This is a genomic window from uncultured Pseudoramibacter sp. (genome assembly GCF_903789625.1).
Classification (GTDB): Bacteria; Bacillota; Clostridia; order Eubacteriales; family Eubacteriaceae; genus Pseudoramibacter; species Pseudoramibacter fermentans.
In genome coordinates this window covers 19,557-42,242 of sequence record NZ_CAIFFF010000012.1, presented here as the reverse complement: position 1 = coordinate 42,242, position 22,686 = coordinate 19,557, and the positions used below count along the sequence as shown (strand labels likewise).

Below are 22,686 nucleotides of genomic sequence, written 5' to 3'. Positions count from 1 at the left end.
AATAAAGAAATGGTTTGCATAATTAAATTATGCTGATACAGAAGGAGGATTTATGGGTTATATTGCCGATCGGGAGCAATTTTCAGATTTCATCGACAAGCTGAAAGAAGCGTACGAAATCTGGGCACCGAAGAAATTTAATGGCGGGGGACGCTTTTCCGACACGGATGCGGTCCGTTACGCCGTCATCGAATCGCTGGACGAAATTGAGTTCAACGAAAAGTCCGCGTATTCGTGGAAAGAGGCGGTACTGCCGCCATCGGAAACGCTGTTTTATTTCGCGGAAAATCACGCCGGCGAAACAGAAGGGCCAGTCAAGAAGAAATTGGTATTTCTGAGAAGCTGTGATCTGGCCGCGGTGAAACGGATGGATCAAATTTATATGAAAAATGGCGATCCGGATTATTATTACGAAAGAAGACGCAGGGACATGGCCTTTGCCTTAATCGGCTGTTCTGAATCCTGCGAAAACGGATTCTGCGTCTCGATGCAGTCCAATATGGCCGACAATTACGACTTCAGCGTCGATTTGGTAGACGGTCATTATCGTCTGGATTGTAAAAAGGACGAATGGAATGAATTGTTAAAGGCGGCCGGCGCGGCATCGGCAGACGTTGCGCCCCAGCGGGTCACTGAAAATAAGGTGAAGGTGAACATCCCAGAAGACCTGAGCTACAAAGTCGGCATGAGTAAGATGTGGGATCAGTACGACAGCCGCTGCATCAACTGCGGCCGCTGCAATTTCGTGTGCCCGACCTGCACCTGCTTTACGATGCAGGATGTCTATTACGACGACAACGGCAAAGTCGGCGAACGGCGCCGGATTCAGGCCTCCTGCATGGTCGACGGCTACACGGACGTGGCCGGCGGCGGGAGCTACCGTCAGAAAAACGGCCAGCGGATGCGCTTTAAAACTCTGCACAAGGTGTTGGATTTCAGAGAACGCTTTGGCTATCAGATGTGCGTGGGCTGCGGCCGATGCGACGACATTTGCCCGGAATACATTTCATTTTCAAATATTATCAACCACCTGGAAGACGGCATGAAGGAGGTGCGCGGCAATGACTAAGAATCAATACATTCCATTTGCTTCAAAAATTGAAAAAGTCATCCGTCACACCCAGACCGAATACACCTTCCGGATGCATTTTGACGGGGCGAAGGAAAAGGTCAAACCCGGCCAGTTCTTCGAAATTTCCATGCCGAAATACGGCGAAGCGCCGATTTCAGTCAGCGGGATCGGCGACGACACCATCGATTTCACGATCCGCCGTGTCGGCGTCGTGACCAACGAGGTTTTCGAACGCTACGAAGGCGACAGCCTTTTAATCCGCGGGCCTTACGGCAACGGCTTTCAATTTTCCGATTACGACGGCTCCGAACTGATCGTGGTCGCCGGCGGGACTGGGGTTTCACCGGTTCGCGGTGTCATCGACCATTACGCCCATCATCCAGAAGCTGTGGACGGCATGACGGCCATTGTCGGGTTTAAATCACCGGACGACATGCTGTTCCGCGACGATTTGAAATATTGGGACGCACACATCGATTTGAGAATGACCGTGGACAGCGCGAAGGGTCAGCCAGGCTACCGCGAAGGATTTGTCACAGCGGTTGTGCCGGAACTGACGCCGAAAAATTTGGCGAACACGAAGGCGATTGTCGTCGGGCCGCCGCCGATGATGCGCTTTACCATCGCAGGACTGATCGAACTGGGAATACCGGAAGAAAATATCTGGCTGTCTCAGGAACGGAAAATGTGCTGCGGTCTCGGCAAATGCGGCCACTGTAAAATCGGCAACACTTACGTCTGCATCGACGGTCCGGTTTTCCCGTATCTAAAGAGCAAGACGATGGTCGACTAGGAGGACACGATGGACATCAATACCAAACAATTAAAAAAGAACGCCTTTCGCGTAACCAAAAATAGAGGGATCACCTCGTCACGGGTTCGGGTGCCCGGCGGCTTCCTTAAGGCAGAATACCTTGGTAAAATTCAGGAAATCGCGGAAAAATACGGCAACGGCCACGTCAATCTGACGGCGCGCCAGGGCTTCGAAATTCCAGGCATTCCCTTTGAAAAAATGGATGAAGTCAACGCGGCGCTTCAGGAAATCATCGACGGGACCGACGTCAACCAGACAGGCAGGGAACGGGGAGAAGGCTACCCGGCATCCGGGACGCGCAACGTCTCAGCCTGCGTCGGAAACCGCGTTTGTCCTTACGCCTGTTACGACACGACAGCCTTTGCCCAGCGCATCGAAAAGGTCATTTTCCCGAACGATCTCCACGTCAAAATCGTTTTAACCGGGTGCCCTAACGACTGTCAAAAAGTCAGAATGGCCGACATTGGTATCATGGGCATGACCGAGCCCCACCTCGATCCGGAACGCTGCATCAGCTGCGGCGCCTGCATCAAGGCTTGCCGGTCCAAATCCGTCGACGCGCTGGAAAAAGTGCGTTTCCGTCCACAGCGCGACGCTTACAAATGTATTGGCTGCGGCGAGTGTATCAATGCCTGCCCGAATCTGGCCTGGACGCGGAGCCAGAAAAAGTATTACCGCGTGACGCTCCTCGGCCGAACCGGGAAGAAGAATCCGAGAATGGGCGTCGATTTTATCAAATGGGCGGACGAAGACAGCATCATTCAGATTATCAAAAACGTCTACGACTACACCGCACATTATATCAACCCCGATTCACCGGGCGGCAAGGAACACATCGGCTATATCGTCGACCGTACCGGCACCGAGGAATTCCTGAAATGGGCGTTGAAGGACGTCCACCTTCCGGAAATTGCGGAAGTCTACACGCCGCTGAATTGGAACGGCATCGAATACGCGCACAACAAGTATTTCGGCAATCAGCGCTACCATGCGGACGGCACCATCGTGACGGATTTCAGCGAAAAATAAGAAAATACTATACACCGGCTTCGGCCGGTGTTTTTTTGTTTACGTGCAAATGTTTACCGCGCATTTGCCGTGGCAGGGGTTTCTTTCGTGTGATAAACTAAAATTAATTTAAAATGAATGCAATGTAGAAAGGATGCCTGAACAATGGACACAACGAAATTGATTGAGCGCTTTTTGCGCTACGTGTCGTTCGACACGCAGTCGGATGAAGAGAACGATCAGGTCTGTCCGAGCACACCGGGACAGCTGGTCTTCGCACAGGCCTTAGCCCAAGAGTTAACACGCATCGGCATGCAGGAGGTTGAGCTGGACGCCAACGGCTACATCATGGCGACACTGCCGGCAAATGTGGCTGAGGACGGGCCGGTCGTCGGCTTGATCGCTCATATGGACACGTCTCCGGACGCGCCTGGAAAAGACGTGCACCCGCAGATTGTCCGAAATTACGACGGCGGTGACGTGGTGCTGAATGTCGAAAAGAACATCGTGTTTTCGACGGCGGCTTTTCCTGAAGTGACCCAATACGCGGGGCAGGACGTGATCTTTACTGACGGCACGACGCTCCTCGGCGCCGACGATAAAGCTGGCGTGACGGCGATTGTCAGCGCGATGGAAGAGCTGATTCAGCATCCGGAAATAAAACACGGAAAAATCCGCGTGGCCTTTACACCGGATGAGGAAACGGGTCGGAGCCCCCTCCGCTTTGACGTCGATCGTTTTGGCGCCGATTTTGCTTTCACCGTGGATGGCGGCGAGCTGGGCGGACTGGAATACGAAAATTTCAACGCCGAAAATCCGGTGGTGACCTTTTGCGGGAGAAGCGTGCACACTGGCGACGCCAAAGGGAAAATGATCAACGCGCTGTCGGTGGCCTCGGAGTGGCAGCAGATGCTGCCGGCTGGCGAAAAGCCGGAATACACCGAAGGGCGTGAGGGCTTTTTCCACGTCTACAAAATTGAGGGTGACGTCGAAAAATGCACGATGCACATGCTGGTCCGCGATCACGATCGGGCGCGGTTTGACGCGCGCAAGGCGCTGCTCGACCAAATGGCCGACTTTTTGAACCAGAAATACGGCGCGGGCACCGTCACAGTTACTCATCACGACGTGTATTTCAACATGCTCGAAAAAATCGAAGACGGCCATATGGACGTGGTGGATTTGGCAAAGGATGCGATGCGCGCAGTGGGCGTTACGCCGGTCATCAGTCCGATCCGCGGCGGCACCGACGGCGCTCAGCTGTCTTTCCGCGGACTGCCTTGTCCCAATTTGTTTACAGGCGGGGCGAATTTTCACGGCCGCTTTGAATACCTGCCGATTGCGTCGTTAAAAAAAGCGTGCGAGACGGTTGTCGAAATCGCGAAGCGGGCGTATCGACTGAAAAAAGAAGCGTAGAGGTAAAAATATGGAAAAAGAAATTACAGAAGCAGTATTGAAGCAGTTTGGCGACAATTACCGCCAAGACGAAACGGCACAGACGCTGAACGCCGCGCTGAGCCGAACGGATTTGGAACAGCTGGCGTACGTGCCGGCCGCGGCGGCCAAGCTCAAGGGTGCCTTTTCGGTAGAAGTCAAAACCCGCGGCGTGACGTCTCAGGAACGGTCGGGGCGGTGCTGGCTGTTTGCGGCGCTGAACATCCTCAGGGAACAGGTGGCCGAAAAATGCCAGCTTGAAAATTTTGAACTGTCTCAAAATTATTTATCCTTTTACGATAAATTGGAAAAGGCCAATAATTTCCTTCAGATGGTCATCGACCACGCCGACGAACCGATCAAGGGGCAGCTGATGCAGTACGTGCTCCGCGGCATGACCGATGGCGGCTACTGGTGCGAAGCGGCGGATCTGGTTGAAAAGTACGGCGTCGTGCCGAAGGCGGTCCAGCCGGAAACCTACCAGTCGAACCACACGGCGCAGTTTGTCTCGACGCTGAACCGCTTGCTGAGAAAGGACGCGGCAGAGCTGCGCGAGCTGGTCCAGGCTGGGAAGGACCCTTATCCCAGAAAACAGGAAATGCTGCTGGAGATTTACCGCGCGGAATGTATCGCCTTCGGTCAGCCGGTCACCGCCTTTGATTTTGAGTATAAAGATAAGGACGACAATTACTACATCGACCGCGGCTTAACGCCCCAGGCATTTTATCACAAATACGTGGGGCTGCCGCTGCGGGAATTGGCAGCCGTGATCAACGAACCGACGGCCGATAAGAAAATGGACACGCCCATCCGTTTTCACGCGATTGAAAACATGATCGGGCGGGACATGGAGGCGCTGAACCTCTCGGCTGACGCGATGGAAGCCCTGTGCGTCAAACAGCTTCAGGGCGGTGAACCGGTTTGGTTCGCGTGCGATGCCGGCGCTTTCGGTATGCGCAAGGAAGGCATTTGGGACCCGGACAGCTCAAAAATCGAAGCCCTGCTCGGTGGCTTCTCTGTGGATTTCCCGAAGGGCAAGCGCCTGGACTACAACGCCAGCTCGGCGACCCACGCGATGCTGCTGACCGGCGTGCACTTCGACGCGGACGGGAAGCCCGACCGTTGGAAAATTGAAAATTCCTGGGGCGACGACGTGGGCGACAAAGGATACTTTGTCTGCTCTGAAAAATATTTCAAAGATTACGTCTACGAAGCTGTCATCGACAAAAAACATTTCACGCCAGACCAGCTGAAGATGTTAGAAAAGGAACCGGTGGTCATCAACGCCTGGGACGAAGATTATTGATCATGCGGACGGCAACCTCATCACACAAAAGAAAGAAGAAAATCATGATACGAAAAATGAGAAGATTTAAGCAGGCACTGACTGCTGAAGCGTGCGAAGCCATTTTATTAAATGCAAAGCGGGGCGTACTCGCGGTGCTCGGGGATGACGACTATCCCTATACCGTTCCGATGAATTACGTTTACGACCCGAAAGCGCAGGTCATTTATTTTCACGGGGCTCACGAAGGTCATAAAATCGACGCGATTGCCAAGCATCCGAAGGTGTCTTTCTGTGTCATGGACCAAGGCACGCCGGACGAAGACGGCTGGTTTCAATACGTGAACAGCGTCGTCGTATTCGGGACCATCGCGCCGGTGGAAGACCGCGAAAAATCCATCGATATCACCCGGGAAATAGCGGAAAAATACTATCCGGATCAGGAAAGCGCAGCGCGCGAGGTCAAAAAGGACGGCGCGCGGGCCTTGTGCTTAGCGATCAAAGCGGCACACATCACCGGGAAAAGGGTTCATGAAAAGTAAGGATCGGGCTGGCGCCGGGCGCAGCATCGACATGATCCACGGCTCGATTTGGAACAAGCTGCCGATTTTTGCGCTGCCTGTCGCGGCGACGTCCATTTTGGAACAGCTGTTCAACGCGGCGGATCTCGCAGTGGTCGGGCGGTTCACTGGAAAAATGGGCACGCTCTCGATGGCGGCGGTCGGCGCGAACACCCCTGTGACCGGCCTGATCTTAAATCTTTTTCTCGGAATTTCACTGGGCGCAAACGTCGTTATTGCTCACGCGGTCGGTGAAGGCCGGGACGACACGGTGCAGAAGGCCGTCGGGACCGCCGTACTCTTTTCGTTTTTCGCCGGTGTCGTGGTTACGATTTGCGGCGAAATTTTCGCGCCGATGATCCTGCGCTCGATGAGCGTGCCGGAAAAGGTGCTGCCGCTGGCCGTGCTGTACCTGCGCATTTATCTGGTCGGTCTGCCGGTGATCTTTCTTTACAATTTCGAGGCGGCCATTTTCAGGGCGATCGGCAAGACGCAGATGCCGTTAATGGCCCTCGTCGTGTCAGGGGCGCTCAACGTTGTGTTGAATCTGATATTCGTCATCGGATTCAAGCGTACCGTGGATGGTGTCGCAACGGCGACGGTCATCGCCAATTGTGTTTCCTCGGCCTTTTTGTTCTGGCGCTTGACGCGGGAACAGACGGTTATTCATTTGGCGCGGCAGCGGCTTCGCGTGGATTGGGCAACGCTTAAACGGATTTTGCGGATCGGCCTGCCCGCGGGCATTCAGTCAGCCGTCTTCTGTGTGGCCAATATTGTCATTCAGTCGGCCGTCAATTCCTTAGGTGCGGCGGTCATGGCGGGCTCCAGTGCGGCGCTGAATCTGGAATATCTGATTTACGCGTGTATTCTCGCTTACGGTCAGGCATCGACCACCTTTGTCGGGCAGAACGACGGCGCGGGAAAGCCGGACCGCTGTGTGCGCGTCATGTGGCTGTGCCTGATCGAGAGCTTCATCGTGTGCGGCGCTTTCATGGCACTCATCTGGACCTTTGCGAAACCGCTGCTCGGCCTGTTCAATACAGATCCGCGCGTCATTCATTACGGCTACGTGAAGCTCGGTCTATTGTTTTCCGGTTATTTCTTCGCGATTGTGTACGAGGTGATGTCGGGCTATTTGAGGGGCTTCGGCATTTCACTGCTGCCGGCGGTGCTGACGATTTTCGGCGTCTGCGTGTTCAGACTGCTGTGGATTTTTCTGTACTTCCCGAGTCATCACACCTTCCGCCAGCTGATGATGGCCTATCCGATCAGCTTCGGCATTACGATGATTTTAATCGGCACGGCCCTGATTATCCGCCGTCCGGCGCGCAGACGGAATTAAAACAGGTTTAAGGACGGGGACGGCGCTTTAATATGATCACTTGAATGATGGCGAGAACGGCCGCTGCGGCAAGGAGAATCAGACCGATATCGGGGCCAATATTGCCAGAATTTGATCGATTTGCGTTAAAGACGACGCGAAAGCCGTATCCCTCGAGCGCTTCGATGAGTGCATCGGTAAAAAGACAAAACGCCGCGCCGATGGTGAGTCCGGCGCTGATTTTAAAGGGAACGGGCCAGCAGGTGTAGTGCGCGACGATAAATACGCCCCAGATCAGCGCGAGCATTGAGGCCGTTGAGGCGATCGGCACGGCAGGGTGTCCATCGCCGTAAAAAAACTGTCCGAAAATCACGAGCAGACCGATTAATGCGGAGTCGACGCCGAGACAAAATGCAGCTTTGTGACGCATAAAAGGGAAATCCCAATCTGCGTATGCCAGAATAATTGGCAGGAATACGCTGAGCAGGCCGAGGGCCGTTCCGGGCAGGGCCATCCAGAGCCAATGCGGATCGTTCGTGGGGCTGACGATTCGGGCGATGATTTCCAGCAGTAAAAGCGAAGCGAAGCTGGCGGCAAAACACTTGACGCCTTTGTCATTTTCTGCAAGCATTGGCACGTCGATCAGCGAGAACAACAAGGCGCACGCACCAAAAGTGTAGGCGAAAGTAGTTAAGCCGTTTCCCGTAGTGATCCCCCAGGTCAATGTGCCGAAGAGCATCGCGGCGTAAATGATACAGGTGACGCACAGCCAGATCGTCTTATTGCGTTTGTAGCGTCGGGCTTGTTCCTCGATTTGGCGCTGACGCCAATCGTCGCTGGCAGTGAAGAGCTCGTGCTCTGAAATGTGAAGGGCCTCACACAAAGGGCTGACGAGGGTCATGTCCGGATAGGACAGCCCGCGTTCCCATTTGCTGACCGCCGATTCAGAGACGAAGAGCTGGGCAGCCAGCTCTTTCTGGGTCATGCCCAGATTTTTTCTTTTGTTTTGAATATACTTGCCTAAACTTTTCTTTTCTTCCATCAGGATACCTCCAATGTTTCAGCAGGGCGCCGCTGCGTTTTAAGATCTGGCCTTATCATAATTTGACGGCGTTTGGCTGTCAAGCGTAGGAGACTCGACTGTCGGTCGAGTCCTTATTTTATGCGGGTTTCAGGGAGAAAAAGAAAAGCTGTCGACGAACTGTTAAACACGTGATACAATAAAAGAAAACGCAATCATTTTGAAATGAGGGGGTAACAACATGGCAGCATTTGACCGCATCCCATCCGGCATTCCAGAGATGGACAAGGTGCTCGACAACATCCGGCTCGGCGACAACGTAGTCTGGCGGGTGTCCGATCTGGAAGTTTTCAAAGCCTTTGTCAATCCCTACGTTAGGCAGGCCGTCGCGGATGGGCGGCACGTCGTCTACGTCCGCTTCGCCGCCCACGATTCGCTGATTGACGACTTGACGGGCGTGGAGGTGGTCCAGGTCGAATTGTCCCATCGGTTCGAGACCTTCACCGTCGATATTCACAACATCATCGAACAGCGGGGCAAGGACGTGTTTTATGTCTTCGATTGCCTCTCAGAGCTGCAGACCGCCTGGTCGACGGATTTGATGATGGGCAATTTCTTCCAAGTGACCTGTCCTTTTCTCTTTGAAATGGATACTGTGGCGTATTTCCCGCTGATGCGGGGCAAGCATTCCTTAAAGGCTGTGGCGAAAATCCGCGACACGGCTCAGGTTTTCCTGGATGCTTACGACGACGGCACGAACATTTACGTGCGGCCGGAAAAGGTGTGGCGCCGGTTTTCTGAAACGATGTTTCTGCCCCAGATGTATCAGCCAAAGGACGGGACGTTCCGTCCGATCCTCGATGGGGTGCAGGCCAGCCAGTTTTACCGGGCGCTGAATCGGGAACGATGGCCGGGCAGAGAACAGAACAGCGACGCCTGGGACCGTTTCTTTGATCGGACCATGGAACAGTTTGAAAACGGCCAAGATGTTTCCGAGGAAAAGAGCCGGATGTGCCGGATCATGATCACCCGGGATGAACGGCTGCGGCCGCTGGTGCGCAAGTATTTCAAGCTTGAAGACTATTTCGACGTGCGCCTGCGGATGGTGGGAACCGGACTCATCGGCGGCAAGGCCTGCGGGATGCTGTTGGCACGGAAAATCATCGAGCGCAACTGCTCAGATATCGCCGCGCGCCTGGAGCCCCACGATTCCTTCTACGTCGGCTCCGACGTGTTCTATTCCTACATCGTCGAAAATCACTTCTGGAAAATGCGGATTCATCAGCGCCGGCCGGAGGAATACTTTTCTCTGGCAGAGCCCTTTGCCGAAAAACTTAGGACGGGCAGATTCACGAAAGAGATGGAAGATCAATTTGTGAATCTCCTCGAGTATTTCGGCCAGGACCCAATCATCGTGCGCTCCAGCAGTATATTAGAGGACGGCTTTGGCAACGCCTTCGCGGGCAAATACGAATCGGTGTTCTGCGCGAATACCGGCTCCCTCGAGACGCGCCTCGCCGAATTCGAGGATGCCGTCCGCCAGGTTTACGCCAGCACAATGAGCCTGTCGGCGTTGACCTACCGCAAGGACCGCGGCTTGGATCAGCGGGACGAACAGATGGCGCTTTTGGTGCAGCGGGTTTCTGGCTCCTATTACGACACGGTGTACATGCCCTGCGCGGCCGGTGTCGGTTATTCCTACAGCCCCTACCGATTTTTAAAGGATCTCGATCCCGAAGCCGGGATGCTCAGGCTGGTGATGGGGCTGGGCACGTCGGCCGTCGACCGGACCGAGGGCTCCTATCCAAGGCTCGTCAGTCTAGACAAGCCGGAGGTCGTGTCAGCGGTCAGTTCGGCAGAAAAACACCGTTACTCTCAGCGCGGCGTCGAATACATCAGCAGCAAAACCCGCAAGGTGGAACAGGCGTTGTCCAATCGGATTGAGCCGCTGCTGCCGGCGTACATGAAGAAGCTGCTCTTTGAACACGACTGGGATGCGGAGCGTCAATTCCGGGAACGGGGGAGCAATCGCGAGATTCTGTTCGTCTCCTGCGCCGGTCTTGTCAAGAATAAGGCGCTGATGGAGGATATGCGGCGGATGATGGCTGAAATTCAGCGCGTTTATCAATACCCGGTGGATATCGAATTTACCATCAACCTGGCGGAGGACGGCACCTACGTCATCAACTTGCTGCAGTGCCGGCCGCTTCAGGTTTTCAAAGACGACGGCGAGACCGACATGCCCGAGACCTTTTCACCGGACAAGGTTGTCCTCGAATGCGATGGCGCGTCGATGGGGCTGTCTTTGACCCAGAAAATCGACGCCGTGGCCTACGTCGATCCGGTCGCGTATTACGAAATGCCTTACGTCGATAAAACCCGCGTCGCCAAAGCCATCGGCCAGATCAACTGGCACTTTAAAAAATCTGGTAGGCATTTAATCCTGATGGTGCCCGGGCGGGTTGGGACATCCTCGCCGGAGCTCGGTGTGCCGACGACGTTTTCCGATATTGACGGGTTCGACGCGGTGTTCGAAATTGCCGATTCCCGCGCCGGCTACAGTCCGGAGCTTTCCTACGGCAGTCACATTTTCCAGGATCTCGTCGAGGCGAAAATTTTGTATACCGCGGTTTTCGAAAATGAGAAAACGAAAATATTCGACCCGGAAAAATTCAAAGATCTGCCGAACAGGATCGCCGAAGTGATTCAGGATACGACCCATATTGAGGGTGTGGTCAGCCTATTCGACACGGCTCAGGCTGGGCTGACCGTTTATCACGACATGTCGGCGCAGCGGCTTGTCTTGGCGTTTGATGCGTAGTTCATTTCAGCTCTGGCTTCAGGCCAGAGCTTTTCTATGCAGAAAATCCATTCCATGTTAAAATAGAAGTAATTTTGATAGAAAGAATAGTGAAAAAATGAAAATCTTACATATTGGAAAGCGGGGCAATCTGCAGCGCTTTACCCAGAAAAGCAGTATTTTACGGACGATGACGCTGGTGGACGTGCCGATGAATGAGCCGGTATCGGCGTATTTGAAAGAAGGCGCCGACGCGGATTTTATCATCGCGGACGCGATGGCGCCGGTGACAGGGGAGCTGATCCGCAGCATGCCGAATCTGAAGCTCATTCATTCCGAAGGGGTGGCTTACAACAGCTTCGATCTGGAGGCGGCGGACGCCTGCGGGGTCTACGTCTGCAATTCCAAAGGAATGAATGCGGTCGCCGTGGCGGAACAGGCCGTGCTCCTCATGGTCGGCATGCTTAGAAATGTTGCCCAAGGTGACGCCGCGGTCCGAGCCGGCCATCAAATTGAAATGAAGGAAGGCTACATGGTCAGGAGCGACTTGCGTGAGCTTTCGGAATTTTCGATCGGTCTCATCGGCTACGGGGACATCGCCCGCGAGACAGCGAGACTAGTCCGAGCCTACGGCGTCTCGACGGTTTACTACAACAAGCGGCACCGCCTGAGTCCAGAAGAAGAAAAGGCACAGGGGGTCATCTACAAGCCGGTGGATGAGCTCCTCAAGGCGAGCGGTATCGTCAGCCTCCATCTGCCGGTCAACGCGGAGACAACCCATTTTGCGAACCGTCGGTTTTTCGAGCTGATGCAGCCGGGCAGCTATCTGGTCAATACGGCTCGGGGTGAGCTCGTGGACGATCAGGCGCTGATCGACGCCCTGGCGTCGGGGAAACTCGCGATGGCGGGGCTGGACACACTGGACGGCGAGCCGGTACAAAAGGATCATCCGCTCTTGAATCAGCCAGAAGCCATCGAAAAGAAATTGCTGCTCAGCCCGCACGTCGGCGGCATTACCGCACAGAGCTTTGTCAGAAGCTACGCGATGGCTGATGAGGATATCCGCACGTTTTTGGAAGGCAGACGGCCGAAGCGGGTGGTCAATCACGTTTAAGCGGGAGGCGGCAGTGAAACTATTACCGACGATTCTCGGGCAGAAGATCAATATTAAAAATGATATTGCAGCCGGACTGATCACAGCAGCCGTGTCCATTCCGATTTCGATGGGCTACGCCCAAATCGCTGGCCTTCCCGCGGTCTACGGCCTTTACGGATCGGTGCTGCCGATTCTGGTTTTTGCGCTGATCTCGACCTCGCCCCACATGATTTTCGGCGTCGACGCGGCGCCGGCGGCACTGACCGGCTCGGTTCTCGTGTCCCTTGGCATCACGGCGGAGTCCAAGATGGCGCTTACGGCTGTGCCGCTTATCACCTTGTGCACAGCGTGCTGGCTGCTGCTGTTTTCGCTGCTGCGTTTTGGACATTTTGTGCGTTACATCTCAGAGGCGGTCATGGGTGGTTTTATCACCGGGATTGGCGTCGAAATCATCACGATGCAGGTGCCAAAGCTGTTCGGCGGTCCGGTCGGTCACGGCGAGCTGCCGGATCTGATTGCCCACATTGTTCACAGTGCCAGCGCATTCAACGGGGTGTCCTTTGCACTTGGCGCTGGAACGCTGGCCGTGCTCCTCGTCAGCCGAAAATGGCTGCCGAAATTTCCGATGGCGGTTGTTGCGATGCTCGCTGGGGCGTTATTGAACCGGTGGGTCGACTTAACGCGCTTCGGTGTGGCAGCGCTGCCTCGTGTGGCGCCGGGGCTGCCCCATTTTGTCAATCCCGCGGCGGCAGCCGGGGTGCTGCCGATGGATACGATCATTAAGTACAGCATGACGATTGCACTGGTGATTACGGCGGAGACCCTTCTTTCCTCCAGCAACATGGCAGAGCGCAAGGGCGTCACGCTTAAACCCAATCAAGGGATTTTGGCTTACGCCCTCGGTAATTTCGCGGCGGCGTTCACAGGCTGCTGCCCGGTCAACGGGTCTGTTTCCCGAATGGGGATTGCCGATCAGTTCGGCAGTGATTCTCAGCTCACTGGGATTGTAGCCGGCCTTGCGATGATCGCAATTCTGCTTTTTGGGACCGGATTTATCGGTTTTCTGCCGGTACCGGTGCTGACGGCGATCGTGATATCAGCGCTGCTCGGCATTTTGGAAATCGACGAGGCCGTGCATTTGGCTAAAATCGATTGGCGCGAATTCATGATTTTTGTCGGGGCGTTCTGCGGCGTCGTGCTGCTCGGCACCATTTACGGCGTCGTCATCGGCGTGGCGTTGTCCTTTGTGGTGGTGCTGATGCGGACGATGACACCGCCCCGCACCTTCCTCGGCGTGATGCCGGGACAGCTTCGATTTTACGATCTGCGTACTGCGCAGGGGGCCAAGCCCATCGCTGGTGTGGTGCTCTACCGGTTTTCGTCTAATTTATATTTCGCCAATTACGATTTGTTCGAAGAAGATATTTTAGGTGCCATTCGTCCCGACACGAAGACGGTGATCGTCGACGCGTCCGGAATCACGAGTATCGATTATACAGCGGCGAAAAAAATAGACGCCCTTTACAAACGGTTAAAGGACCGCGGCATCCGCCTCTATTTGACAGAGCACATCAGCAGCGTGAACCAGACCCTGCGTGAAGCGGACCGGGACGCGATGATCCAGGAGGGAAGCGTGGTGCGGACGATGACCGGCGCGCTTTTGGCGGCTGGCTATCATCCGCCCTATCCGGTGGAAGGCGGCGAAAGCAATTCGCCGAATTTAAGGCGTTCACGCCGGCATTTGCTGCTGCACGATATTGAATGGGCCTTTGGCGACAAGGCCAACGATGAAATTGCGGCCTACGTCCAGGCCATCGTCGCCCATTGGCAGCAGTCTGAAGAGGCAGGAGACAGTCTGGAAGCCTTCATGCGGCACTCACCGGTCTGGCAGCATTTAAATGAGGTCCGTGAGGACGATCTGCTCGAGCATCTGGAGCACCGCACCGCAGCGCTGGCGCAAAGACTCAATCTGGATGAGGCAGATATTGGAAAGGCACTTGCGGAAAGGCGCCGGCAGATCGCCGACCAGCTGAAACAGGAGGATCCGCAGCTGTACGCGATGCTCAAGGCCCACCGCGGGGAATTGGACGAGGTCGTATCGGAACAGGTGCGGCGCGTCCGTGCCAATTGGCGAAGAAACAAGGCGGTTGATGATCTGCGCGCCCGCCTGCACGATTTGAGACATTTGATCGACAATCGCGGTCATAATCAAGATGGCCGCAATTCAAAATAAAGAGAAGGAGACAATTGCGTAAAAATGGAAAGATTGACGTTAGACGAAGCGAAAAAGCTCAACGCGACGATGGTGACTGAAGATCACCTGATTCTGCACGCGGCCAACGTGTCGGCAGCGATGGGCGCCATGGCCGAACATTTCGGCACTGACGCAGAGGAAAAAGATGAATGGGAAGCGGTCGGCTGGCTGCACGACTACGATTACGAAAAGTATCCGGAAGAACACCTGGCACACACAGAAGCGCCGCTGCGCGAAGCGGGGGTACCGGAAAGGGATATCCGAGCGATTTTAAGCCACGGCTACGGGATTGTCAACGACGTGAAGCCGGAAACCCCGATGGAAAAGAGCCTGTTCACTGTCGATGAATTGACGGGCATTGTGCAGGCGGCGGCTCGGATGCGGCCTCATGGCATCACTGATATGAAAATCAAGAGCTTCATGAAGAAATGGAAGAGCAAAAATTTTGCGGCCAACTGCGACCGTCCGCTGATTTTGAAGGGCTGTGACATGCTCGGCATGGACATCCGCGACGTCGCTTCTATTGTCATTTCCGGCATGCAGGCCCATGCGGAAGCCCTTCAGCTCACCGGAAACGGCGAAGACGCGTAAAGGAGGACACCATGCAGCTGAGTCAAGATATTCCAATTGTATTGGCGTCTCAGTCGCCGCGGCGCAAAGCGCTGCTTCAGCGCATCGGCATCGATCCAGTGATCATGCCGGCGGCGATCGACGAAGCGATTGACACAACAGATCCGGAGGCAGCGGTCAAGGCGCTGTCCCGTCAGAAGGCAGAGCACGTCGCGGCGCAGCTCAACGCTCACGCGGTGGTGATTGCGGCCGATACCGTCGTCGCGGCGGAAGGCCAGATTCTCGGCAAACCGAAGGATCACGAGGAAGCGGCCGAAATGATCTGCATGATCGAAGGGAAGACCCATCAGGTTTACACCGGGGTGACGCTGATGCTTTCCGACGGCGATGGGGCGTTGGTGACTTTTGCCGAAAAGACCGACGTACACGTCTACCCGATGACGGCGGACGAAATTGCCGCCTACGCGAGTACGGCCGAGCCGATGGACAAAGCGGGCGGTTACGCGATCCAGGGAGCGTTTTCCGCTTATATCCGCGGCATCGACGGTGACTACACCAATGTCGTCGGACTGCCGGTCGGCGCGGTCTGGCAGGCGCTCAAGAAGCTAGTCGGATAATCGGACGCATGATCCAGACGATCCTCACAGCGGTGCTGGCATTTTTGGGCACGAATATTGACGATTTGGTGCTGCTGGCGCTGCTGTCCGCGAACGCGAAAACTAAGCGGGAGGAAATGCACATTGCAGCGGGACAATGTCTCGGCGTCGCGGCGATCACAGCGCTCAGTCTCGTTGGGGCTTTTTTGGTTAGAGCCGTGCCGACCAAGTACCTGCACCTTTTTGGGTTCGCGCCGATCATTTTCGGCGTGGTGAAGGGCATCCAGAATTGGAAGGGGAAGGCTGAACAAGCACAGGCGGAACAGCCCGCCATTGGCGTGGGCACGATGACAATGCTGGTGCTTTTCGGAAGCGGCGACAATTTAAGTGTTTACATTCCGTTGTTCGCCGTAAGTGGCGCGGCCCGCGTGGCGGTTTCCTCGGTGGTGTTTATGATCATGGCCCTTGTGCTGTGCGCCGCCGGCAAAATCATTGGTCAAATTCCGCCGGTTAAACAACTGGTTGCACGATGGGGAGAAGTGCTCATCCCCGTTGTCTTTATTACAATAGGGATTTTGATTTTATTGGGATAGCAAAAAATAAACGCTGAAGATTGATCTGATATGCTCCCTTTTAGGTAGACAAGTAAAATAATAAAAACTTGTTTATCTGGAAGGGAGCATTTTTCATTGAGACGAACAAAACTGGAACCAGAAATCATCATCGCAGCTGTGCAGGAATATTTATCTGGTAAATCCTCATACAAAGCGATCGCCAAGCGGTTGTGTGTTGCCCCGGAAACATTGAGGGGATGGGTTAGAAATTATACAAACTTCGGTATTGAAGCCTTCCACTCAAAAAGCAATCAGCATTACTCTAAAGCGCTTAAAGAACAAGCTGTTCAGGAATATCTTGCGGGAAAAGGTTCTCAAGCAGAAATCTGCAAGAAATATAAGATTAAATCAACTCGTCAGATTTATGAGCGGCAGGAAAAAACCGTTTGAGGAAATGACAGAAGTTGAAAGACTTCGGGCAGAAAATAAAATTTTGCGAGCGGAAAAGGAACACGCTGAAATGGAGGCATCCTTCTTAAAAAAACTCGAGGAAATCGAAAGGAGGCGAGGCTGAGCCGAGTCCGGCACGAAACAATCTATCAAACCATTCAAGAAGAACACGAAGAACATCGTTATCCGATTCAGGCGCTCTGCAAGCTTGGGCGCGTCAGCCGGGCAGCCTACTACAAATGGCTTCATCGGATCACGCCCGCGTATGAGATTGAAAACGAGCAAATCGCAGATGAGATTGAGAAGATTCACATGGACAGTCCGGACAAAGGTTACCGCAGGATTCGAGATGAGCTGGCGCGCTATCACAGCATAAACGTTAATGATAAACGCGTGCTTCGGCTTTGTCGGATAAGAGGCATCAAATCGACGATTAAGTACGCTAACCACGGATGCACCAGGCAGGCGAAGAATCCGCAGTACATCGCGGAAAATATTCTAAACCGAGAGTTCACTGCCGATGCGCCCAACCAGAAATGGCTGACAAACGTTACAGAATTCAAATATTACACTGGTGTTGAAGTTCACAAAATCTATCTCAGCGCGATCCTCGATTTATACGATAGAAGAATCGTCGCTTACACCATCGGCGACTCGAACAACAACGCACTGGTTTTCAATATGTTTGATCAGGCTGTAGCCGAGAACCCTGACGCTACGCCGCTGTTTCATTCTGATCGCGGCTATCAGTACACGAGTCGAATCTTTCACGCCAAGCTCGAAGCTGCTGGCATGAGGCAGAGCATGTCCAGAGTCGCACATTGCATTGATAATGGTCCAATGGAAGGCTTCTGGGGTATTCTGAAACGGGAACGTTATTACGGCAGGCGCTTTTTGGATAGAACTTCTCTTGTAAAAATGATTGAAGATTATACAATAACAGGCGCTTACAGCGTAATCTAGGTGTGTTGACACCTATGGAAAAACATAATCAATATAAAATAGCAGCATGAAAAATGCCATCAGACGTGAGCCTGATGGCAAAGAAATTTTATTTTTTTGATTGTCTACTTGACGGGGTGCGGTTCAGACATCAGTCTTCAGCGTTTTACTGTTTACAGATAAGATATTAGCGGACCTTGCTGTCGTCCTTGAGGATGACGTCGTGGGCGCCGCCTTCGGTGATACTTGTCGCGGACACGACGGTTAACTTGGCCTTTTTCTGGAATTCCGGAATGTTCAGCGAACCGCAGTTGCACATGGTCGAACGGATTTTCGAGAGGGTACCAGCCACGTTGTCATGAAGACTTCCGGCGTAAGGCACGTAAGAGTCGACCCCTTCTTCGAAGGAGAGCGCTTTTTTGCCGCCCAAGTCGTAGCGCTGCCAGTTGCGGGCACGGCTGCTGCCTTCACCCCAGTATTCCTTCATGTAGTTGCCGTTGATGGTGACGATGCGGGTCGGGCTTTCATCGAAACGGGAGAAGTAACGCCCGAGCATGACGAAGTCCGCGCCCATGGCCAGTGCCAGTGTGATGTGGTGATCGTAGACGATACCGCCGTCGGAGCAGATCGGAATGTAGACGCCGGTTTCTTTGTAGTATTCGTCGCGGGCTTTAGCCACTTCGATGACAGCAGTCGCCTGTCCGCGGCCGATCCCCTTCTGTTCACGGGTGATGCAGATCGAGCCGCCGCCGATCCCAATTTTAATGAAGTCTGCGCCGCAGTCAGCGAGGAAACGGAAGCCTTCTGCGTCGACGACGTTGCCGGCGCCGACCTTGACCGAATCGCCGTAATGTTCGCGGATCCATTCGAGGGTCAGCTTCTGCCATTCGGAATAGCCTTCAGACGAGTCGATACACAGCACGTCTGCGCCGGCGTCGACCAAAGCGGGAACGCGTTCGGCGTAGTCGCGGGTGTTGATCCCGGCGCCGACGATGTAGCGCTTTTTCGCGTCGAGCAGTTCCAGCGGATTGGATTTATGGACAGAGTAATCCTTGCGGAAAACGAAATAGGCCAGGGTGCCGTCTTCGTTCAGAATTGGCAAGGTATTTAATTTGTGATCCCAGATGATGTTGTTCGCTTCTTTCAAGGATGTGCCGATTGGAGCGGAAACCACTTTGTCCTTCGGGGTCATGAAGGTCTTGATTTTGGTGGCCGGGTCCATTCGGCTGACACGGTAGTCGCGGCTGGTGACGATGCCGAGGAATTGTCCGTTGGCGGTGCCGTCGCTGGTGATGGCGATCGTGGAGTGGCCGGTGTGCTGTTTGATGTCCAGGCAGTCTGCCATCGTGTCTTCCGGTGACAGGTTGGTGTCAGACGGAACGAAGCCCGCTTTGTAGGCTTTGACTCTGGCGACCATTTCGGCTTCGTCTTCGACGGACTGGGAACCGTAGATGAATGAGAGGCCGCCTTCCTGAGCGAGGGCGATGGCCATCTTTTCGCCGGAAACCGCCTGCATGATGGCGGAGGTCATCGGAATATTCAGGGACAGTGCCGGTTCTTCGCCCTTTTTAAATTTGACGAGGGGTGTCTTTAAATCGACGTTGTCAGGGATGCATTCGGATGAGGAATAGCCTGGGACAAGCAAATATTCGTTAAAGGTACGGGAAGGTTCTTCATAAATCTGTGCCATATAATTCTCCTTGTGTTATGAAATAAAAGCAAATAAACGAACGACAAATCACAATAAAATAACTTGTTGCGAATAAAATTTTATTCATTATAGTGGTTTTTTCTTGGGGTGTCAAGGAAGGGACGAATAGGAAAAGCATTGCAGGAAGAAAGCGCCGTCGTGTATAATAAATGTTAAATAAAACGAGAAAAGAGGATGGGATGGAAAAGCTTAGCGGATCATTGGAAAATGTCGTTTTTCACAACGAAGAAAATGGCTATACCGTGGCCGATCTCGACGTCGATGGCGAAATGGTGACGGTCGTTGGGCACATGGTGACGGTTGAGCTGGGCACCCATCTGACACTCCTTGGCAAATGGACCAACCACCTCGTTTACGGCCGGCAGTTCCAATTCGAGCACTACCGCGTCGAACTGCCGACGACAGAAGACGGGCTGATTCAGTATCTCAGCAGTGGCCTGCTGCCGGGCATCGGTCCGAAAACCGCCGAACTGATCGTCGAGCGTTTCGGCCAGAATACGCTAAGAATATTAGACGACGATCCGTCCCGGCTTTTGGAAATTCCCGGCATCGGCAAAAAGACGCTGAGCCGGATGCTGGGTGCCTATCAGGATCAGCGGGACATTCGGAAGGTGCTGATTGAGCTTCAGGAGTACGGCGTTTCGTCGAAAATGGCGATGAAGCTTTACAACGCCTACCACGATCAAACCGTAGCGATTCTCCTCGAGGACCCTTATCGCATCGTCCGGGATATCCGCGGCGTCGGTTTTAAAGCGGCGGATCAGCTGGCGGAAAAACTGGGCGTCGACAGAGACAACAGCAAGCGGATTCAGGCCGGCGTCGTTCAGGCGCTCAGAGAGTGCTACGCCCAGGGCAATACCTATATGAATGAAGAGGAATTGACCGCGCGGGCACAGGAACTCCTCGGCGTCGACAGGGAAACCGTCGAGATGGGCATAAGGGATACGATCATCAGCGGCGCTGCCCATATGGACGAAATTGACGGCAGACGGATTTATTATCCGATGGGGCTTTACGAGGCGGAGGACGCCACTGCGCTGATGATGACGCAGCTTGCGGGCAGCCATTTTGAGGCGGACGACATTGATGTAGAGGAAGCCATCGACCGCTACGAGAGCCATATCGCCATCACCCTCGACGAAGAGCAGCGCAACGCGATCAAGACCGCCGTCGAGCAGGGACTGGTCATCATCACAGGGGGGCCAGGCACCGGCAAGACGACGATCATCAACGGGATTTTGAACATCCTTCAAAGCATGCGGCTGTCCGTTCAGCTCGCCGCGCCGACGGGGCGCGCGGCGAAGCGCATGACCGAGACCACAGGTGAGGAAGCGAAGACGCTGCACCGCTTGCTGGAATATCATTACGACGACAACGTGCTGACGCCGACGTTTGAGCGCAATGCCGACAATCCACTGGAGCTCAATGCGCTGATCGTCGACGAGGCGTCGATGATCGACATCGTGCTGATGAAAAGCCTCCTCGAGGCCATCGAGGAGGGCACGCGTCTGATTTTAGTGGGCGACGCGGACCAGCTCCCGTCGGTGGGGCCGGGCAATGTGCTCAGCGATTTAATTGAAAGTGGCATTGCGCCGGTCGTCCGTCTGAAGCGCATTTACCGCCAGTCGGAAAAGAGTCAGATTTCTGTCAACGCCAAGGCCATAAACGAGGGCAGTGTCCCCCGAATCGACAACCAATCGGACTTTGTGCTGATCCCTGAAAAAAATCAAGAGGGCATTGAAAAGACAGTCCTCGATCTTCTGGGCTACCGGCTGAAAGACAACGCCGGGATCGACGTGGTGCACGACGTTCAGGTCATTTCGCCGGTTAAAAAAGGGCTTGTCGGCACAATTGCGCTGAATCAAAAAATTCAAGCTATTCTCAATCCGGCGTCTTCTCGAAAAAATGAACATACCTTCGGGCCCGTCGTCTTTCGGGAGGGCGACAAGGTCATGCAGATTCGCAACAATTACCAGATGAAGTGGCGGGATGCCCTCACCTTTGAAGAGGGCGACGGCGTTTACAACGGCGACATCGGCACGGTCAAGTCGATTTCCGACGACAAGCGCCAGCTGACGGTGGCCTTCACAGACGGCCGCGAGGCGGTTTACGGTTTCGATCAGCTGGACGAGCTCGCCCACGCTTTTGCGATGACGGTTCACAAAAGTCAAGGGTCGGAATTTCCCGTGGTCATCATGCCGCTGATTGGCGGTTCGCCGCTGTTTTTAAATCGCAAGCTGCTGTACACCGGGGTTACCCGAGCCAAGCGGATGATGATCCTTGTCGGGCGGCCCGAGCATTTTATCCGGATGATCCAGTCTGACGACAGCCGCAAGCGGAAAACAGGACTTGTCTTCCGGATTGCGCGCTATCGAAATTTATCGCTATGAAAAATAAACTTCTCGAGCATTTGAGCCGGCTGCTGTTGAACGACAACGACCGCTGCCCGGTCTGCAAAAAAATACTGTGGAAAAAAGAGGCCTATCTCTGCGATCAATGTTTGCGGGAACTGCCGAAAAACGACGCGCGGACATGCCGCCGATGCGGAAGACCCTTATCCTCAGACGATGCCGATCTCTGCAGCGCCTGCAGAGATGACGCAAAGCGGCCAATCGACCGCGGATGGGTTTGGCTGGTCTACGGCAGGGCAGCTGAACAAATTGCGGCGGGGTTTAAATTCAATTATCAGAAAACTCTGGCCTATTGGGCTGGCGCCCAGATGGCGCAGGATCTTGCGGATTGCCCGTGGATGGCAGAGGTCGACGCGTTGATCCCGGTGCCGCTGCACCCGAACAGGCTGTCCGAGCGCGGCTACAATCAAAGCGAACAGCTCGCGGCGGGCATCGCCTCTGGCTTAAATGAAAGGGGTATCGAGATTACACTGGACGTGGAGCGTTTAAAGCGCGTTGTCGATACGCCGCACCAATTGGGACAGCCGGCGGCATTCCGTCTCAAAAATGTCAAAAACGCCTTTGACGTTGTCGACCCCGAGCGCGTGTACGGGAAGCGGATTGCCCTCGTCGATGACGTGATGACGACCGGCGCGACCCTTGACGCCTGTGCGGCGGCGCTGAAACAAGCCGGCGCTGCAGATGTCGCAGTCATCACCTTTGCGGCTGTGCCCTCATAAGATTTAATACCTTTTTAATGATGCTGTGATATCATCGACAGAATTGCAAGAAATTAAGGAGCTGAAAC

The 22,686-nt window shown here is 54.2% G+C and carries 19 protein-coding genes; 17 read left to right on the top strand and 2 right to left on the bottom strand.

Annotated features, from left to right (window positions below; all coding sequences use genetic code 11):
• The first annotated feature begins 52 nt into the window (after window positions 1-52).
• The 7 genes from asrA to QZX60_RS07295 all read left to right on the top strand — a co-directional run bounded on the left by asrA (window position 53) and on the right by QZX60_RS07295 (window position 7,515).
• The gene (gene asrA, locus QZX60_RS07325; RefSeq protein WP_295363068.1) at window positions 53-1,069 is read left to right on the top strand and encodes an anaerobic sulfite reductase subunit AsrA; all 1,017 of its coding nucleotides are present in this window, start codon (window positions 53-55) and stop codon (window positions 1,067-1,069) included.
• Complete coding sequence (asrB, locus tag QZX60_RS07320) at window positions 1,062-1,865, top strand: anaerobic sulfite reductase subunit AsrB (RefSeq protein ID WP_295363065.1); 804 nt, start codon at window positions 1,062-1,064, stop codon at window positions 1,863-1,865. The genes asrA and asrB overlap by 8 nt, the downstream gene beginning before the upstream one ends.
• 9 nt (window positions 1,866-1,874) lie before the next feature.
• The gene (asrC, locus tag QZX60_RS07315) at window positions 1,875-2,915 is read left to right on the top strand and encodes a sulfite reductase subunit C (protein ID WP_295363064.1); all 1,041 of its coding nucleotides are present in this window, start codon (window positions 1,875-1,877) and stop codon (window positions 2,913-2,915) included.
• A gap of 144 nt (window positions 2,916-3,059) precedes the next feature.
• Window positions 3,060-4,310, top strand: coding sequence for a peptidase T (pepT, locus tag QZX60_RS07310; RefSeq protein WP_295363061.1), 1,251 nt, complete (start codon window positions 3,060-3,062; stop codon window positions 4,308-4,310).
• A 10-nt stretch (window positions 4,311-4,320) separates the two neighbouring features.
• Entirely contained in the window at window positions 4,321-5,634 is a 1,314-nt protein-coding gene (locus tag QZX60_RS07305) for an aminopeptidase C (RefSeq protein ID WP_295363058.1), read from the top strand.
• A 56-nt stretch (window positions 5,635-5,690) separates the two neighbouring features.
• Window positions 5,691-6,155 (top strand): pyridoxamine 5'-phosphate oxidase family protein, encoded by a 465-nt coding sequence (locus QZX60_RS07300; protein ID WP_295363055.1) that lies wholly within the window; start codon window positions 5,691-5,693, stop codon window positions 6,153-6,155.
• Window positions 6,145-7,515 (top strand): MATE family efflux transporter, encoded by a 1,371-nt coding sequence (locus QZX60_RS07295; RefSeq protein ID WP_295363052.1) that lies wholly within the window; start codon window positions 6,145-6,147, stop codon window positions 7,513-7,515. The genes QZX60_RS07300 and QZX60_RS07295 overlap by 11 nt, the downstream gene beginning before the upstream one ends.
• 7 nt (window positions 7,516-7,522) lie before the next feature.
• Here QZX60_RS07295 and QZX60_RS07290 read toward each other — a convergent pair whose 3' ends face one another.
• A complete protein-coding gene (locus QZX60_RS07290) occupies window positions 7,523-8,536 on the bottom strand; it encodes a helix-turn-helix domain-containing protein (RefSeq protein ID WP_295363050.1) in 1,014 nt (337 codons plus the stop codon).
• Window positions 8,537-8,756: 220 nt separating this feature from the next.
• Here QZX60_RS07290 and QZX60_RS07285 point away from each other — a divergent pair, with 220 nt between their 5' ends.
• The 8 genes from QZX60_RS07285 (at window position 8,757) to QZX60_RS07250 (ending at window position 17,798) form a co-directional block, all read left to right on the top strand.
• Window positions 8,757-11,336 (top strand): PEP/pyruvate-binding domain-containing protein, encoded by a 2,580-nt coding sequence (locus QZX60_RS07285; protein WP_295363047.1) that lies wholly within the window; start codon window positions 8,757-8,759, stop codon window positions 11,334-11,336.
• Between the two features lie 97 nt (window positions 11,337-11,433).
• Window positions 11,434-12,429 carry an NAD(P)-dependent oxidoreductase gene (locus QZX60_RS07280; protein ID WP_295363045.1) on the top strand — a complete coding sequence of 332 codons (996 nt, stop codon included), beginning with the start codon at window positions 11,434-11,436 and terminating at the stop codon, window positions 12,427-12,429.
• 13 nt (window positions 12,430-12,442) lie between these two features.
• Window positions 12,443-14,644 (top strand): SulP family inorganic anion transporter, encoded by a 2,202-nt coding sequence (locus QZX60_RS07275; RefSeq protein ID WP_295363042.1) that lies wholly within the window; start codon window positions 12,443-12,445, stop codon window positions 14,642-14,644.
• A gap of 24 nt (window positions 14,645-14,668) precedes the next feature.
• Window positions 14,669-15,256: a hypothetical protein gene (locus QZX60_RS07270; protein ID WP_295363039.1), complete on the top strand. Its 588-nt coding sequence runs from the start codon at window positions 14,669-14,671 to the stop codon at window positions 15,254-15,256.
• Between the two features lie 11 nt (window positions 15,257-15,267).
• Window positions 15,268-15,852: a nucleoside triphosphate pyrophosphatase gene (locus tag QZX60_RS07265; RefSeq protein ID WP_295363037.1), complete on the top strand. Its 585-nt coding sequence runs from the start codon at window positions 15,268-15,270 to the stop codon at window positions 15,850-15,852.
• 8 nt (window positions 15,853-15,860) lie between these two features.
• A complete protein-coding gene (locus QZX60_RS07260; protein ID WP_295363035.1) occupies window positions 15,861-16,424 on the top strand; it encodes a cadmium resistance transporter in 564 nt (187 codons plus the stop codon).
• Between the two features lie 96 nt (window positions 16,425-16,520).
• Window positions 16,521-16,835, top strand: coding sequence for a transposase (locus QZX60_RS07255; protein WP_295363033.1), 315 nt, complete (start codon window positions 16,521-16,523; stop codon window positions 16,833-16,835).
• A 78-nt stretch (window positions 16,836-16,913) separates the two neighbouring features.
• Window positions 16,914-17,798, top strand: a complete 885-nt coding sequence (locus QZX60_RS07250; RefSeq protein WP_363174787.1) for an IS3 family transposase — start codon at window positions 16,914-16,916, stop codon at window positions 17,796-17,798.
• A 166-nt stretch (window positions 17,799-17,964) separates the two neighbouring features.
• Here QZX60_RS07250 and QZX60_RS07245 read toward each other — a convergent pair whose 3' ends face one another.
• Window positions 17,965-19,467 carry an IMP dehydrogenase gene (locus tag QZX60_RS07245; protein WP_295363030.1) on the bottom strand — a complete coding sequence of 501 codons (1,503 nt, stop codon included), beginning with the start codon at window positions 19,465-19,467 and terminating at the stop codon, window positions 17,965-17,967.
• A gap of 200 nt (window positions 19,468-19,667) precedes the next feature.
• Between QZX60_RS07245 and QZX60_RS07240 the strand changes: the two genes are divergently transcribed.
• Together QZX60_RS07240 and QZX60_RS07235 are read left to right on the top strand one after the other, a co-directional pair.
• Entirely contained in the window at window positions 19,668-21,878 is a 2,211-nt protein-coding gene (locus QZX60_RS07240; protein ID WP_295363028.1) for an ATP-dependent RecD-like DNA helicase, read from the top strand.
• A complete protein-coding gene (locus QZX60_RS07235; protein WP_295363026.1) occupies window positions 21,875-22,618 on the top strand; it encodes a ComF family protein in 744 nt (247 codons plus the stop codon). Before QZX60_RS07240 ends, QZX60_RS07235 begins: the two co-directional genes overlap by 4 nt.
• Window positions 22,619-22,686: the final 68 nt, after the last annotated feature.

Bases quoted from the DNA above. Each gene is read 5' to 3' on its own strand.
- QZX60_RS07260 (WP_295363035.1), top strand. From the start codon at position 15,861: ATGATCCAGACGATCCTCACAGCGGTGCTGGCATTTTTGGGCACGAAT.
- QZX60_RS07295 (WP_295363052.1), top strand. From the start codon at position 6,145: ATGAAAAGTAAGGATCGGGCTGGCGCCGGGCGCAGCATCGACATGATC.
- QZX60_RS07270 (WP_295363039.1), top strand. From the start codon at position 14,669: ATGGAAAGATTGACGTTAGACGAAGCGAAAAAGCTCAACGCGACGATG.
- QZX60_RS07285 (WP_295363047.1), top strand. From the start codon at position 8,757: ATGGCAGCATTTGACCGCATCCCATCCGGCATTCCAGAGATGGACAAG.
- QZX60_RS07305 (WP_295363058.1), top strand. From the start codon at position 4,321: ATGGAAAAAGAAATTACAGAAGCAGTATTGAAGCAGTTTGGCGACAAT.
- QZX60_RS07280 (WP_295363045.1), top strand. From the start codon at position 11,434: ATGAAAATCTTACATATTGGAAAGCGGGGCAATCTGCAGCGCTTTACC.
- QZX60_RS07245 (WP_295363030.1), bottom strand. From the start codon at position 19,467: ATGGCACAGATTTATGAAGAACCTTCCCGTACCTTTAACGAATATTTG.
- QZX60_RS07300 (WP_295363055.1), top strand. From the start codon at position 5,691: ATGAGAAGATTTAAGCAGGCACTGACTGCTGAAGCGTGCGAAGCCATT.
- asrB (WP_295363065.1), top strand. From the start codon at position 1,062: ATGACTAAGAATCAATACATTCCATTTGCTTCAAAAATTGAAAAAGTC.
- QZX60_RS07235 (WP_295363026.1), top strand. From the start codon at position 21,875: ATGAAAAATAAACTTCTCGAGCATTTGAGCCGGCTGCTGTTGAACGAC.
- QZX60_RS07290 (WP_295363050.1), bottom strand. From the start codon at position 8,536: ATGGAAGAAAAGAAAAGTTTAGGCAAGTATATTCAAAACAAAAGAAAA.
- QZX60_RS07265 (WP_295363037.1), top strand. From the start codon at position 15,268: ATGCAGCTGAGTCAAGATATTCCAATTGTATTGGCGTCTCAGTCGCCG.
- asrA (WP_295363068.1), top strand. From the start codon at position 53: ATGGGTTATATTGCCGATCGGGAGCAATTTTCAGATTTCATCGACAAG.
- pepT (WP_295363061.1), top strand. From the start codon at position 3,060: ATGGACACAACGAAATTGATTGAGCGCTTTTTGCGCTACGTGTCGTTC.
- asrC (WP_295363064.1), top strand. From the start codon at position 1,875: ATGGACATCAATACCAAACAATTAAAAAAGAACGCCTTTCGCGTAACC.
- QZX60_RS07240 (WP_295363028.1), top strand. From the start codon at position 19,668: ATGGAAAAGCTTAGCGGATCATTGGAAAATGTCGTTTTTCACAACGAA.